General features: G+C 69.3%; 14 protein-coding genes. 7 read left to right on the top strand and 7 right to left on the bottom strand.

The genetic code is table 11. The annotated features are described in order from the left end of the window. Window positions 1-134 precede the first annotated feature (134 nt). From JIX56_RS17115 to truA, 3 genes are all read left to right on the top strand, one after another. Window positions 135-1,157, top strand: a complete 1,023-nt coding sequence (locus tag JIX56_RS17115) for a DNA-directed RNA polymerase subunit alpha (protein WP_003966937.1) — start codon at window positions 135-137, stop codon at window positions 1,155-1,157. Between the two features lie 202 nt (window positions 1,158-1,359). Next, window positions 1,360-1,863 carry a 50S ribosomal protein L17 gene (gene rplQ, locus JIX56_RS17110; protein WP_257541663.1) on the top strand — a complete coding sequence of 168 codons (504 nt, stop codon included), beginning with the start codon at window positions 1,360-1,362 and terminating at the stop codon, window positions 1,861-1,863. A gap of 145 nt (window positions 1,864-2,008) precedes the next feature. After that, window positions 2,009-2,872 carry a tRNA pseudouridine(38-40) synthase TruA gene (gene truA, locus JIX56_RS17105; protein WP_257541661.1) on the top strand — a complete coding sequence of 288 codons (864 nt, stop codon included), beginning with the start codon at window positions 2,009-2,011 and terminating at the stop codon, window positions 2,870-2,872. 21 nt (window positions 2,873-2,893) lie between these two features. Here the strand turns inward: truA and JIX56_RS17100 are convergent, their stop codons facing one another. Both JIX56_RS17100 and JIX56_RS17095 read right to left on the bottom strand, forming a co-directional pair. Then, entirely contained in the window at window positions 2,894-3,775 is an 882-nt protein-coding gene (locus tag JIX56_RS17100) for a hypothetical protein (RefSeq protein ID WP_443031833.1), read from the bottom strand. 46 nt (window positions 3,776-3,821) lie between these two features. Next, window positions 3,822-4,196, bottom strand: a complete 375-nt coding sequence (locus tag JIX56_RS17095) for a hypothetical protein (RefSeq protein WP_257541657.1) — start codon at window positions 4,194-4,196, stop codon at window positions 3,822-3,824. 339 nt (window positions 4,197-4,535) lie between these two features. Here JIX56_RS17095 and rplM point away from each other — a divergent pair, with 339 nt between their 5' ends. The 3 genes from rplM to glmM all read left to right on the top strand — a co-directional run bounded on the left by rplM (window position 4,536) and on the right by glmM (window position 7,177). After that, window positions 4,536-4,979 (top strand): 50S ribosomal protein L13, encoded by a 444-nt coding sequence (rplM, locus tag JIX56_RS17090; protein WP_257541655.1) that lies wholly within the window; start codon window positions 4,536-4,538, stop codon window positions 4,977-4,979. Window positions 4,980-5,021: 42 nt separating this feature from the next. After that, window positions 5,022-5,558, top strand: a complete 537-nt coding sequence (rpsI, locus tag JIX56_RS17085) for a 30S ribosomal protein S9 (RefSeq protein WP_257541653.1) — start codon at window positions 5,022-5,024, stop codon at window positions 5,556-5,558. A gap of 260 nt (window positions 5,559-5,818) precedes the next feature. Further along, window positions 5,819-7,177: a phosphoglucosamine mutase gene (glmM, locus tag JIX56_RS17080; protein WP_257541651.1), complete on the top strand. Its 1,359-nt coding sequence runs from the start codon at window positions 5,819-5,821 to the stop codon at window positions 7,175-7,177. A gap of 106 nt (window positions 7,178-7,283) precedes the next feature. Here the strand turns inward: glmM and JIX56_RS17075 are convergent, their stop codons facing one another. Together JIX56_RS17075 and coaA are read right to left on the bottom strand one after the other, a co-directional pair. Then, entirely contained in the window at window positions 7,284-8,204 is a 921-nt protein-coding gene (locus tag JIX56_RS17075) for a DUF389 domain-containing protein (RefSeq protein WP_257541649.1), read from the bottom strand. A gap of 65 nt (window positions 8,205-8,269) precedes the next feature. Beyond that, window positions 8,270-9,259 (bottom strand): type I pantothenate kinase, encoded by a 990-nt coding sequence (gene coaA / locus JIX56_RS17070; RefSeq protein WP_257541647.1) that lies wholly within the window; start codon window positions 9,257-9,259, stop codon window positions 8,270-8,272. A 178-nt stretch (window positions 9,260-9,437) separates the two neighbouring features. Here coaA and JIX56_RS17065 point away from each other — a divergent pair, with 178 nt between their 5' ends. After that, window positions 9,438-9,692: a hypothetical protein gene (locus JIX56_RS17065; RefSeq protein WP_443031832.1), complete on the top strand. Its 255-nt coding sequence runs from the start codon at window positions 9,438-9,440 to the stop codon at window positions 9,690-9,692. 222 nt (window positions 9,693-9,914) lie between these two features. Here the strand turns inward: JIX56_RS17065 and JIX56_RS17060 are convergent, their stop codons facing one another. The 3 genes from JIX56_RS17060 to glmS form a co-directional block, all read right to left on the bottom strand. Then, window positions 9,915-11,354: an NAD(P)H-hydrate dehydratase gene (locus JIX56_RS17060; RefSeq protein ID WP_257541644.1), complete on the bottom strand. Its 1,440-nt coding sequence runs from the start codon at window positions 11,352-11,354 to the stop codon at window positions 9,915-9,917. A 240-nt stretch (window positions 11,355-11,594) separates the two neighbouring features. After that, window positions 11,595-11,966, bottom strand: a complete 372-nt coding sequence (locus tag JIX56_RS17055) for a holo-ACP synthase (protein ID WP_257541642.1) — start codon at window positions 11,964-11,966, stop codon at window positions 11,595-11,597. A 63-nt stretch (window positions 11,967-12,029) separates the two neighbouring features. Continuing rightward, window positions 12,030-13,877 (bottom strand): glutamine--fructose-6-phosphate transaminase (isomerizing), encoded by a 1,848-nt coding sequence (glmS, locus tag JIX56_RS17050; protein ID WP_257541640.1) that lies wholly within the window; start codon window positions 13,875-13,877, stop codon window positions 12,030-12,032. Between the last annotated feature and the right edge of the window lie 322 nt (window positions 13,878-14,199).

The raw sequence follows: 14,199 nt of genomic DNA, 5'->3' as shown, positions 1-14,199 counted from the left end.
CCCTTCGGGGCGGACGTACGGCTGCTTGGTCTGAGGTTTTCGGGCGGTATGGCTCTCCATGGCCATATCGCCCGTACCCTTGTAGTTCTCAAGGGCATCAAATAGCGGGTGCCCATGACTGAAGGATTCACTTCATGCTGATCGCTCAGCGTCCCTCGTTGACCGAAGAGGTCGTCGACGAGTTCCGCTCCCGGTTCGTGATCGAGCCGCTGGAGCCGGGCTTCGGTTACACCCTCGGCAACTCCCTTCGCCGTACCCTCCTCTCCTCGATCCCGGGTGCGGCGGTCACGTCCATCCGTATCGACGGTGTCCTGCACGAGTTCACCACCGTGCCGGGCGTCAAGGAGGACGTCACCGACCTGATCCTCAACATCAAGCAGCTGGTCGTCTCCTCGGAGCACGACGAGCCGGTCGTGATGTACCTGCGCAAGCAGGGCCCGGGTCTGGTCACCGCCGCCGACATCGCGCCCCCGGCCGGTGTCGAGGTGCACAACCCCGACCTCGTCCTCGCCACGCTCAACGGCAAGGGCAAGCTGGAGATGGAGCTGACGGTCGAGCGTGGCCGCGGTTATGTCTCCGCCGTGCAGAACAAGCAGGTGGGCCAGGAGATCGGCCGTATCCCGGTCGACTCCATCTACAGCCCCGTGCTGAAGGTCACGTACAAGGTCGAGGCGACCCGTGTCGAGCAGCGCACCGACTTCGACAAGCTGATCGTCGACGTCGAGACCAAGCAGGCCATGCGTCCGCGTGACGCCATGGCTTCGGCCGGTAAGACCCTGGTCGAGCTGTTCGGTCTGGCCCGCGAGCTCAACATCGACGCCGAGGGCATCGACATGGGCCCGTCCCCCACGGACGCCGCCCTCGCCGCCGATCTGGCGCTGCCGATCGAGGAGCTGGAGCTCACCGTTCGGTCGTACAACTGCCTCAAGCGTGAGGGCATCCACTCCGTGGGTGAGCTGGTCGCGCGCTCCGAGGCCGACCTGCTCGACATTCGTAACTTCGGTGCGAAGTCGATCGACGAGGTCAAGGCGAAGCTGGCGGGTATGGGCCTGGCGCTCAAGGACTCCCCGCCCGGATTCGACCCCACGGCTGCGGCGGACGCGTTCGGGGCCGATGACGACGCGGACGCCGGGTTCGTCGAGACCGAGCAGTACTAAGCAGTACCAAGAGCTCGGAACCGACTGCCGGTTCTTGGCTGCGGGCCGGTTTCTGGCTGGTCGCGCAGTTCCCCGCGTCCCTTTCGGGGCGCGGTCCCGTCCCTCTCTCGCGGGAGGGGCTGGTTGTTGCCGATGAGCGCCCGCTCATCGGGTCCTGACCTCGGTACCTCATACGGCCGGGGCAGATACCAAGGAGAAAGAAATGCCGAAGCCCACCAAGGGTGCCCGTCTGGGCGGCAGTGCCGCGCACGAGAAGCTGCTGCTCGCGAACCTCGCGAAGAGCCTTTTCGAGCACGGTCGTATCACCACCACCGAGGCGAAGGCCCGCCGTCTGCGGCCGTACGCCGAGCGTCTGGTCACCAAGGCGAAGAAGGGCGACCTTCACAACCGCCGCCAGGTGCTCCAGGTCATCACGGACAAGAGCGTCGTCCACACGCTCTTCACCGAGATCGGCCCGCGGTACGAGAACCGTCCGGGTGGCTACACCCGTATCACCAAGATCGGTAACCGTCGTGGCGACAACGCGCCCATGGCTGTCATCGAGCTGGTCGAGGCGCTGACGGTCGCGCAGGAGGCCACGGGTGAGGCCGAGGCGGCCACCAAGCGTGCCGCCAAGGACGCCGAGGTCGCCGAGACCAAGGTCGACACCACCAAGGCTGACGAGGCTCCGGCCGAGGAAGCTGCCGAGGAGTCCAAGGACGCGTAAGCGTTCTGCGGGGGGCTGTTCGTTGGCGGCCGCGGCTTCGTCGTGGTTGTTCGCGCAGTTCCCCGCGCCCCTTGGGGGGCGCGTTTGAGTGGGCCCGTTCCTGTATGGAGCGGGTCCGCTTTTTTGTACCTGAGAGGATTCTGGGGTGAGTGACGAAGTACAGGTCGGGTTCGTGCGGGTGCGGTTGGATCTTTCGTACGACGGGAGCGAGTTCTCCGGGTGGGCCAAGCAGGCCGGGGGGCGGCGGACCGTGCAGGGGGAGATCGAGGACGCTCTGCGGACCGTGACGCGGTCGAGGGAGACGTATGAGCTGACCGTGGCCGGGCGGACCGATGCCGGGGTGCATGCCCGGGGGCAGGTGGCCCATGTGGATCTGCCGGAGGCGGTCTGGCGTGAGCACCACGAGAAGCTGCTCAAGCGGCTCGCCGGGCGGTTGCCGAGGGATGTGCGGGTGTGGGCACTGAGGGAGGCGCCGAGTGGCTTCAACGCCCGGTTCTCGGCCGTCTGGCGGCGGTACGCGTACCGCGTCACCGACAATCCCGGCGGTGTCGATCCGTTGTTGCGCAATCACGTGCTGTGGCACGACTGGCCGCTCGACGTGGACGCCATGAATGAGGCCGCGCGGGGGCTGCTGGGGGAGCACGACTTCGCCGCCTACTGCAAGCGGCGGGAGGGGGCGACCACCATTCGTACGCTGCAGGAGCTGAGCCTGGTGCGGGGGGACGACGGGGTCGTCACCGCGACCGTGCGGGCCGATGCCTTCTGCCACAACATGGTGCGGTCGCTGATCGGGGCGCTGCTCTTCGTGGGGGACGGGCACCGGGGGGCCGACTGGCCCGGGAAGGTGCTGGCCGCCGGGGTGCGGGACTCCGCCGTGCATGTCGTACGGCCGCACGGGCTGACCCTGGAGGAGGTCGGGTATCCGGCCGACGAGCTGCTGGCCGCGCGGAACAAGGAGGCGCGGAACCGGCGGACCCTGCCGAGTGTGCCCGGGGGCGGTTGCTGCTGACCCCGGGCGGTCGGACGCGGGTTACTGCTCGTTGGCCGCGGCGGCCGCCTGGGTCTCGCCCCGGCGGCGGATCTGGTCGAAGGTGGACTTGCTGAGGTCGTCGCCGGCGGCGAAGGCGGCCTTGTCCTTCTCCGTCATGTCCTTGCCGTTGGTGAAGCCGGTGAGGGTGAAGTAGGCGTAGCGGCCGTAGGAGTTGGCGGTCGTGCGGCAGAACGTCGTACGGCAGAACGTCGGGACGCCGTCGCCGGAGAGCGAGACGATGGTGCTCTTCTTGTCCCAGTCGGTCTTGACCTTGGTGGCCTTGGCCTCGGTGTCGAAGAGGGCGACGCCGACCGTCACCGCGATCTTGTCCTTGTAGTACGTGACGCGCATGAAACGGGTGCAGCCGTTGCTGGTCAGGAGCTTGTCGAGGGTGCCCTGGACGGCCGAGGCGCAGTCTGTCGTCGAGGCTGTGGGGCCCTTGAGGTAGACGTTGTCCTTCTCGGTCAGCTGGGAGCCCGGGAAGAGGATGTCCGGGCTGATCGGGGCCTTGTCCTTGCCCGAGCTGGAGATGAAGTCCTTCGGGTCCAGCGGGGGCGGGGCCGAGGTAGGGGCGAACGACGGGTCCGTCTTGGCGCTGGCGCTCGGGATGTCCGCGGTGGCCGGCAGGTCGTTCGGGCCGTTCGCCGTGGTGGTGCCGCTGTCGGCGTTGACGACGGCGACGGCCACGGCCACGCCTATGCCGACCGTGGCGAGGGCGCCGCCGACGATCATCAGGAGTCTGCGGCGTCTGTTGCGTATTTCGGACTGCTCGGCGAGTGACGCCCAGTCCGGGGTCTGGTTACTGGTGGAATTCCACTGATTGTCCCACGGATTGTGAGAACCCCCGGGGCTCCACTGAGACCCCCCCTGCCCAAAGCTCATGGGCCGCAGTTTAGACGGGCGAGGGGAGGCCTTACTCAGTTATGGGTTACGCCTTGTCCTTCCAGCTGGCGACGAGCTTGCGCGTGCTGTGGTCGCTCAGCTTCTTGTACGAGAAGACGTCGATCTGGAGCTTGTGCCCGTTCGTGAACTTCATGTCGCAGGTCTTGGTCTTGCCCTTGCCCTTGACGTTGCACGTGTCCATCGTCGGGTTCTTCGCGGACAGGTCGTCGACGATGACGAGGAGACCGGTCGTGCCCGCCTTGGTGTCCCAGATCTTGAGGATCTCGCCCTTGGACGTGAACTTCACCTGGCCGCCGGGCACCGAGTAGTGACTCGACGCGGACGCCGTCCCGGCGGTGCCCAGCGTCAGCGCGACACCGGCCGCCACGATCGAGGCGGCCATGCTCTTGCGGAACTTCATGTGTGGAACCCCGTTTTTTTGCAGGTTGCTTGTCCGACTCACGCACCTCGCGGCGCGTGAGGCCGGATCGTATCGAACCCATGGGCGAAGTGGATCAAGGGGTGTCGCGGCCCCGGCCCGGGGCCGTTTTGACCCGTCCGGGGGCGCCCGGCTAAACTGCGTGTTCGTTATGTGTATTGGCTTGCCTCATTCTCACGTGGGGGGCCCTTACACCGGTCCACCGGGCCGATGACCAGCGAGCCAGCACGCGGTATGCGTCACCGCAGTGCGGCAAGGGCTGTCGTGATCGTCTTCGGTGACCTGTCAGGAACCTCACTGAAGAAGCGAAGGCTACGAACCGTGCGTACGTACAGCCCCAAGCCCGGCGACATCACTCGCCAGTGGCACGTCATCGACGCCCAGGACATCGTCCTGGGTCGTCTGGCGACCACCGCTGCCACCCTTCTGCGCGGCAAGCACAAGCCGATCTACGCCCCCCACGTCGACACTGGTGACTTCGTCATCATCATCAACGCGGACAAGGTCCACCTGTCCGGCAACAAGCGGACCCAGAAGATGGCCTACCGCCACTCCGGCTACCCGGGTGGTCTGCGCTCCGTCCGTTACGACGAGCTGCTGGAGAAGAACCCCGAGAAGGCCGTCGAGAAGGCCGTCAAGGGCATGCTCCCCAAGAACACCCTCGGCCGTCAGATGCTCTCCAAGCTGAAGGTCTACTCGGGCGACCAGCACCCGCACGCCGCCCAGCAGCCGGTGCCGTTCGAGATCACCCAGGTCGCGCAGTAAGTCCGGCCACACCCCCAAGCCTGAAGAAATCTGAGGAGAATCGTGGCCGAGACCACCGTCGAGCAGCCGGTCGAAGAGACCGAGACCGAGCTTGTCGACATTGACAGCTACACCACCGAGTCCGAGGTCCCCGTCGAGGGTGAGTACACCACTGAGACCTCGGGGGACCTTGCCGGCCGCTTCGGCGACCCCCAGCCGGCCGCCGGCCTGGGCCGTCGCAAGAACGCCATCGCGCGTGTGCGCATCGTGCCGGGCTCCGGCAAGTGGAAGATCAACGGGCGTACGCTCGAGGACTACTTCCCGAACAAGGTGCACCAGCAGGAGGTCAACGAGCCTTTCAAGGTTCTTGAGCTCGAGGGTCGCTACGACGTCATCGCCCGTATCGCCGGTGGCGGTGTCTCCGGTCAGGCCGGTGCGCTCCGTCTCGGTGTCGCCCGTGCGCTGAACGAGGCCGACGTCGACAACAACCGCGGCGCCCTCAAGAAGGCCGGCTTCCTCAAGCGCGACGACCGTGCGGTCGAGCGCAAGAAGGCCGGTCTGAAGAAGGCCCGTAAGGCTCCGCAGTACAGCAAGCGCTAAATCCCGCTTGCGCCGTATCACGCGCATCGCCCCGGCGGCACGTACCCGTGCCGCCGGGGCGGTTTGCGTAGCAGGGTTGATCGCTTATCACAGGCTTATACACAGACTGTCGGTACAACCCCGAAAGGGGGAGGACAGTCTCAGGGGATGTACTTGGTCCGGGGAGTACCGGGACACTCGGGGACACCGGGTAGGGGACCACCCGGTACGGGACCATCTGGTACGAGCCGCACATTCTCAGCAATTCGGAGGACACCACAGTGGGACGACTCTTCGGCACGGACGGCGTGCGCGGTGTCGCCAACGCGGATCTGACGGCCGAGCTCGCGCTCGGACTCTCCGTCGCGGCGGCACATGTACTCGCCGAGTCGGGAACGTTCGAGGGCCACAAGCCGGTGGCGGTGGTCGGGCGGGATCCGCGAGCGTCCGGGGAGTTCCTGGAGGCGGCCGTCGTGGCCGGCCTCGCCAGCGCGGGCGTCGACGTGCTGCGCGTCGGTGTGCTGCCCACCCCCGCGGTGGCGTTCCTCACCGGCGAGCTGGGCGCCGACCTCGGCGTGATGCTCTCCGCCAGCCACAACGCCATGCCCGACAACGGGATCAAGTTCTTCGCCCGCGGCGGCCACAAGCTCGCCGACGAGCTGGAGGACCGGATCGAAGGCGTGTACGAGGAGCACCGGACGGGGGCTCCCTGGGACCGGCCGACGGGCGCGGGTGTCGGGCGCGTCCGGTCGTACGACGAGGGCTTCGAGCGGTACGTCGCTCATCTGCTCTCCGTGCTGCCCAACCGGCTCGACGGGCTGAAGGTCGTCCTCGACGAGGCGCACGGCGCGGCCGCCGGGGTCTCGCCGGAGGTGTTCACGCGCGCCGGTGCCGAGATCGTCACCATCGGAACCGAGCCGAACGGGCTCAACATCAACGACGGGTGCGGGTCCACGCACCTCGGGAAGCTGCGCGCCGCCGTCGTGGAGCACGGGGCGCACCTCGGTATCGCGCACGACGGGGACGCGGACCGGTGCCTCGCCGTGGACCACGAGGGCAACGAGGTCGACGGGGACCAGATCCTGGCCGTACTCGCCCTGGCCATGCGGGAGCGGGGGGTGCTCCGGTCGGACACCGTGGTCGCGACCGTGATGTCCAACCTCGGCTTCAAGCTGGCGTTGGAGCGGGAGGGGCTGAAGCTGGTGCAGACCGGGGTCGGGGACCGGTATGTGCTGGAGGAGATGAAGGAGCACGGGTACGCCCTCGGGGGCGAGCAGTCCGGGCATGTGATCATCTCCGACCACGCGACGACCGGGGACGGGACGCTGACAGGGCTGCTGCTGGCGGCTCGGGTCGCACAGACCGGGCGTACGCTCAAGGACCTCGCCGGTGTGATGGAGCGGCTGCCGCAGGTGCTCATCAATGTGCCGGATGTGGATCGGTCGCGGGTGGGGACATCCGTGGAGCTGGCGGCGGCGGTGGCTGAGGCGGAGGGGGAACTCGGGTCTACGGGGCGGGTGTTGTTGCGGCCGTCCGGGACCGAGCCGTTGGTTCGGGTGATGGTCGAGGCTGCGGATATCGAGCAGGCGCGGGCTGTGGCTGGGCGGCTTGCTGATGTTGTGAAGTCTGCGTTGGGCTGATTCTCCGGGTTCGGGGTGGGGGAACTGTGCGTTGCGGGCTGCCGGTTCGTTGTGGCTTGTCGCGCAGTTCCCCGCGCCCCTGACGGGGCGCGGGGCCCCGGGGCTCTTAACGGGGCTTGGACCACAGCCACTTCTGGAAGAGCAGGGTGAGGGTGCCGGCCAGGACGATGCCCAGGAGGTTCAGGAGCAGTTGCTCTGTGGAGCCCACCGTCTGCTTCGTGTCGCCGTAGCTCAGGGCCACTGCCGCGTTGGCGGCCGCCGGGACCGTGGTGACCGAGATGGCCACGCCTACCAGGGCGCCTGACTTGGCCGAGGTCAGGGAGAGGGTGCCCGCGATGCCGGCCAGGACGGCCACGACGAAGGAGAAGGCGTCGGGGGCGTAGACGAAGGCCGTGTTGGGGCGGTCGGCGTCCAGTTGTTCCCTGCTGAACAGGTTGAGCGCGTCCATGAAGAGGCTGAAGCCGACCGTCGCGGCCATGGCCACCGCGAAGCCCACGATCAGGGCGATGAGGGAGCGGAGCGCCAGGCGCGGGTGGCGTTGGACGAGGGCCGTGCTGAAGCCGGCCAGGGGGCCGAACTCCGGGCCGACCGCCATCGCGCCGACGATCAGGATCGCGTTGTCGAGGACCACACCACAGGCCGCGATCATCGTGGCGAGGGTGAGGAAGGCGACGTAGGTGATGGAGAGCGTCGACTCCTCGTGGGTCGCGTCCGTGAGGTGCTCCCACAGGACGGCGTCCGCGCCCTCGCCCGGCGCGTCCTTCTCGGCCTTGTCGGCGCGCTCGGAGAGCGACAGGTCGATGTTCTCGACGGCGATGGAGCCGGTCCTGTCGAGGTCCAACTCCCTGAGCGCGGCGATCAGTTCGTCGCCCGCTTCGCGTGCGACGTCGCACATCACGACGTCCCCGGCGGGGTTGCGGGCGGCGCCCGGTACGACGACGAGATGCGTGGTGCCGACCGTTTTCTCGATCAGGAGCGCGACCTCGTCCGTCTTGTCGGCCGGGGTGATCAGACGCAGATGCAGCATGCTCGCAGGGTAGCCGGGCTCTGTTACGGGCTTACAGCCTGCGCTGGCCTACGGCTTCCACGGGCTTACAGCTTGCGCAGGCTGAGGCGGCGTACCTTGTGGTCCGCGCCCTTGCGGATGATGAGGGTGGCGCGGCCGCGGGTGGGGGCGATGTTCTCCACGAGGTTGGGCTTGTTGATGGTGTGCCAGAGGGTGCGGGCGTAGTCGAGGGCCTCGTCCTCGGAGACCTGGGTGTACTTGCGGAAGTACGAGTCGGGCTTCTGGAAGGCGGTCTGGCGGAGCTTCTTGAAGCGGTTCAGGTACCAGCGCTCGATGTCGTCGGCGCCGGCGTCGACGTACACGCTGAAGTCGAAGTAGTCGGCGAGACCCACGCGGGTGCGGCCGTCGCTGCCGGGGAGGGCGGGCTGGAGGACGTTGAGGCCCTCGACGATGAGGATGTCGGGGCGGCGGACCGTGAGCCGTTGGTCGGGGACGATGTCGTAGATGAGGTGGGAGTAGACGGGGGCCGTCACCTCGTCCTTGCCGGCCTTGATGTCGGCGACGAAACGGGTCAGGGCCCGGCGGTCGTAGGACTCGGGGAAGCCCTTGCGGGAGACCAGGCCGCGTTCCCGGAGGTCCTTCATGGGGAGCAGGAAGCCGTCGGTGGTGACCAGTTCCACGCGCGGGTGCTCGGGCCAGCGGGCGAGGAGGGCCTGGAGGAGACGGGCGACGGTGGACTTGCCGACGGCGACGGAGCCGGCGACGCCGATGACGAACGGGGTGCCGGACTGGGAGCCCTGTTCGCCCAGGAAGGTGTTCAGGGCGCCGCGCAGGCCGTCGGTGGCGCCGATGTAGAGGTTGAGGAGCCGGGACAGCGGCAGATAGATGTCCCGTACCTCGTCGAGGTCGATGACATCGCCCAGACCGCGCAGCTTCTCGACCTCCTCGGCGTTCAGTGGCAGCGGCGTCTTTTCGCGCAGCGCGCTCCACTCGGTACGGGTGAGGTCGACGTAGGGAGTCGCCTCCGGCCTGGGCCGGTGGGCGCTCCGCGGCAACGAGGAGACCGGTGAGATCACAGTCCATTGTTAACGGAGTTCGAACGGGTGGCGGGGTGGGGTCCGTCACGCTCGGGGGCACGGTAGAGGTTTTTCCTTCGCTGTGCGTGAACTGTGGCGAAGGTATGGACCTCGGGTGGGGGAAGGGCTAGCGTCCCGGCAGTCGGGAGGGAGCCGCCTTCCGGCTGACCAGGGGGAAATGGGGGTCGGGGTGGCTTTTGGCGTGGGTGCGCGCTTACGGGACGCGCTACGACGGGGGTCTACGCGCGGTGACGCGGAGTTCGCCGGGCGGGTGTGCAGTGAGCTGTCGGCGGATATGCCGGACGAGGATCTGGGCGAGTGCCTCGACGACGCGATGGACATGTACCGGATGGGGAGCAAGCCGCGGTGTGAGGAGGTCGAGTACCTGGGGATGGTGCGGGAGGCGATCGACCGGATCGAGGAGGGGGAGTGAGGGGGCGCCCTCAGATCAGCAGGTCCTTGTAGTAGACGCTGGCCTTCTTGCGGTCGTCGGTGTCGGACGTCACCGAGCCGAAGCCGCTGCACAGGCGTACGGCCTGGGGATTTGTCCACGACGGACCGAGGATTCCTCGGCCAGTCCGAGGACGCCGAGATCCTCTGCCTCGGCGGGTTCCTGGCCTGCCTGATCACCGCGGTGATGGTGTGAGGCGCCCCGTCAGGCCGTGATGTCCCGCCAGGCCCTCGGAATCGCCTCCGCGACGTCGTGAGCCCCCGCCGGGGCTCCTTCGGCCGCGAACCGCCCCGCCAGGCCGTGGACGTACGCCGCCACGCTCGCCGCGTCCAGGGGGGAGAGGCCGGCGGCCAGGAGGGAGCCGGTGAGGCCGGAGAGGACGTCGCCGCTGCCGGCGGTGGCGAGCCAGGGGGTGCCGGTGGGGTTGACGCGGACCGGGGTGTCCGGTGTCGGCGCGGCGACGAGGGTCGTGGAGCCCTTGAGGAGGACCGTGGCGTTGTAGGCGCGGGCCAGGTCGCGTACGGCGGTGAGGCGGGCGGATTCGACCTCCTCGCGGGAGACGCCCAGGAGGGCCGCCGCTTCTCCGGCGTGAGGGGTCATCAGGGTGGGGGCCGTGCGGGTGCGGACCGTTTCGCGGTCGGCGAGGCGGAGGCCGTCGGCGTCGAGCAGGACGGGGACGTCCGTGGCGAGGGCCTCGGCGACCGGGGCCGCGTCGTCGCCCGCGCCGGGGCCCGTGACCCAGGCCTGGACCCGTCCCGCCTTCTTCGGGCCGCTGTCCGAGATCAGGGTCTCCGGGAAGCGGGCGAGGACCGCGTCGGCGGCCGGGCCCACGTAGCGGACGGCGCCCGCGCCGGCGCGCAGGGCGCCCGCGACCGCCAGGACCGCCGCGCCCGGGTAGCGGGTCGAGCCCGCCGCGATCCCTACGACTCCCCGGCGGTACTTGTCGCTCTCCTGGGACGGGTGCGGGAGCAGGGCCGCCACGTCCGCGTGCTGGAGCGACTCCAGGACGGGGGTGGCCGGGAGGGTGTCGGCCAGGCCGATGTCGATGAGGCGGACCGGGCCGGCGTACTCGCGGGCCGGGTCGATGAGCAGGCCCGGTTTGTGGGTGCCGAAGGTGACGGTGAGGTCGGCGCGGACGGCTGCGCCGTGCACCTCGCCGGTGTCCGCTTCGATGCCGCTCGGGAGGTCCACGGCGATGACCGTGGCGGGGGAGGCGGCCACGAGGTCGGCGAGGTGGGCGGCTTCGGGGCGGAGGCCGCCCTTGCCGCCGATGCCGACGATGCCGTCGAGGACGAGGTCGGCGTGGTGGATGAGGTCGGCGGCGGTCTGGGGGGTCGCTGTGGTGCCGCCTGCGTGGAGGAGGGCCTTGAGGGCTTCCGGGTGGGTGCGGTCGGGGGTGAGGAGGACGGCGGTCACTCCCGCGCCGCGTTTGGCCAGGCGGGCGCCGGCGTAGAGGGTGTCGCCGCCGTTGTCGCCGCTGCCGGTGAGGAGGACGATGCGGCTGCCGTAGACCCGGGCCAGCGCGTCCGCGCAGGTGGCGGCGAGGCCGGCGGCGGCGCGTTGCATCAGGGCGCCGTCGGGGAGTCGCGCCATGAGGGTGCGTTCGGCTGTGCGGACGGTTTCTACACGGTGGGCTGAGCGCATGGGGATGAGTCTGCCTTGCGGAGGGGGTGGGGTGCAGTTGGGCCTGGGGTGTTGGGCGCCCTCGGCTGTCGCTGGGCGGGGGTCGGTTTCGCTCACCGGCGCTCGCCGGGTGCCGCTCTCTTTGGGATGGGCGCCGCCCCAGCGGCACGAGGGCCCTAGGACAGGGGAACTGCGCGACCAGCCACAGCGTGCCCGCAGTCGCGCGACGACCGGCACCCCCGAGCTGATGGGCGCCCGCCCTCAGCCCTCCGCCACCACCACCGCCGAAGCCACCCCCGCGTCGTGGCTCAAAGAGATGTGCCAGGACTTGACGCCCAGTTCGGCGGCGCGGGACGCGACCGTGCCGGTTACTCGGAGGCGGGGTTGGCCGGAGGGTTCGACGTAGACCTCGGCGTCGGTCCAGCGGAGGCCGCTGGGGGCGCCGAGGGCCTTCGCGAGAGCCTCCTTCGCGGCGAAGCGGGCCGCGAGGGAGGCGATGCCCCGGCGTTCGCCGCTGGGGAGGAGGAGTTCGCTGGGGAGGAAGAGGCGATCGGCCATGCTGGGCGTACGGTCCAGGGAGGCGCGGAAACGGTCGATCTCGGCGACGTCGATGCCGACTCCGATGATGGGCATGATCCGCAGCCTACGGTGACCTCGCCGAGCGGAGTCCCGCCCCCGGCCCGGCAAGCCACCGACTCACTCCACCGTCACCGACTTCGCCAGGTTCCGCGGCTGGTCCACCTCGTTCCCCCGGGCCGTGGCCAGTTCGCAGGCGAAGACCTGGAGGGGGACCGTGGCGACCAGCGGCTGCAGCAGCGTCGGGGTCGCCGGGATGCGGATCAGATGGTCGGCGTAGGGGACCACCGCCTCGTCGCCCTCCTCCGCGATGACGATCGTGCGGGCGCCCCGCGCGCGGATCTCCTGGATGTTGGAGACGATCTTGTCGTGGAGGAGGGAGCGGCCCGCGGGGGAGGGGACCACGACGACGACGGGGAGGTCCTCCTCGATCAGGGCGATCGGGCCGTGCTTCAGCTCGCCCGCCGCGAAGCCCTCGGCGTGCATGTACGCCAACTCCTTGAGCTTCAGGGCGCCTTCCAGCGCCACCGGGTAGCCCACGTGGCGGCCGAGGAACAGCACCGTGTTCTTGGTGGCGAGGGTGCGTGCCAACTCCCGTACCGGCTCCATCGTTTCGAGGACCCGCTCCACCTCGCAGGAGATCCGGGAGAGGTCGCGGATCACGGCCCGGATCTCGTCGCCCCACTTGGTGCCGCGCACCTGGCCGAGATAGAGGGCCACCAGGTAGCAGGCCACCAGCTGCGTCAGGAACGCCTTCGTCGAGGCGACCGCCACCTCCGGGCCCGCGTGGGTGTACAGGACCGCGTCGGACTCACGGGGGATCGTCGAGCCGTTGGTGTTGCAGATGGCGAGGACGCGGGCGCCCTGTTCGCGGGCGTGGCGCAGGGCCATCAGGGTGTCCATGGTCTCGCCGGACTGGGAGATGGCGATGACCAGCGTGTGCGGGTCGAGGATCGGGTCCCGGTAGCGGAACTCGCTCGCCAGCTCGACCTCGCACGGGATACGGGTCCAGTGCTCGATGGCGTACTTGGCGATGAGGCCCGCGTGGAACGCCGTACCGCACGCGACGATGACCACCTTGTTCAGCTCGCGCAGCGTCGACGCGGAGATCCGGACCTCGTCCAGGGTGAGTGAACCCGCCGCGTCGATACGGCCGAGGAGCGTGTCCGCGACCGCCTTGGGCTGCTCGGCGATCTCCTTGAGCATGAAGTAGTCGTAGCCGCCCTTCTCCGCGGCCGACGCGTCCCAGTCGACGTGGTAGGAGCGGACGTCGGCGGGGCGGCCGTCGAAGGTCGTCACTGTCACCCCGTCGCGGCGCAGTTCGACGACCTGGTCCTGGCCCAGCTCGATCGCCGAGCGCGTGTGGGCGATGAACGCGGCCACGTCCGAGGCGAGGAAGGCCTCGCCCTCCCCGACGCCGACCACGAGGGGCGAGTTCCGGCGCGCGCCCACGACCACGTCCGGCGCGTCCGCGTGCACCGCGACCAGCGTGAACGCGCCCTCCAGCCGGCGGCACACCAGCCGCATCGCCTCCGCGAGGTCGTCGCACGAGGAGAACTCCTCGGCGAGGAGATGGGCGACGACCTCGGTGTCCGTCTCGGAGGCCAGGGCGTGGCCCCGCTCGGCCAGTTCGGTGCGCAGCGCGGCGAAGTTCTCGATGATGCCGTTGTGGACGACGGCCACCCGGCCCGCGTTGTCCAGGTGGGGGTGGGCGTTGGTGTCCGTGGGGCCGCCGTGGGTGGCCCAGCGGGTGTGGCCGATGCCGGTCGAGCCGGTCGGCAACGGGCGGCCGACCAACTCCTTCTCCAGGTTGACCAGCTTCCCGGCCTTCTTGGCGGCGGCCAGGCCCCCGTCGGCCAGGACCGCCACGCCCGCGGAGTCGTACCCCCGGTACTCCAGCCGCTTCAGCCCGGCCAGCACCACGTCGAGCGCGGACTGCGAGCCGACGTATCCCACGATTCCGCACATACCAACCCCTGTGTCATGCCCTGTGTCGTACCGTTCGCGACCTGTCGTGTGCCGTATGTGACTGTACGTGACAGTGAGGCGCCCGGTGAGCCCTCATATCGGGTGACTTCCCCCGCGTATATCGGGTGACCGCACGCGCGGCACCCCCGTGCGCGCGGGGGCGGCACGTATCGCTGATCACATGACGAGCAGACGAATGACGTTCCGGGCGAGCGGACGCACCACATCCCGGGCTCTCGCCGTGGTCCCGGCCCTCGTGGCCGTCCTTCCCATGGCCGGAGCCGCGGCCGATCCCGGTGGGGTTCTGTGCGATGCGGGCTGC

This window comes from Streptomyces sp. CA-210063 (assembly GCF_024612015.1).
Classification (GTDB): Bacteria; Actinomycetota; Actinomycetes; order Streptomycetales; family Streptomycetaceae; genus Streptomyces.
Note: the sequence above shows the minus strand (reverse complement) of the source record. Positions and strands in the feature narration are given on the sequence as shown.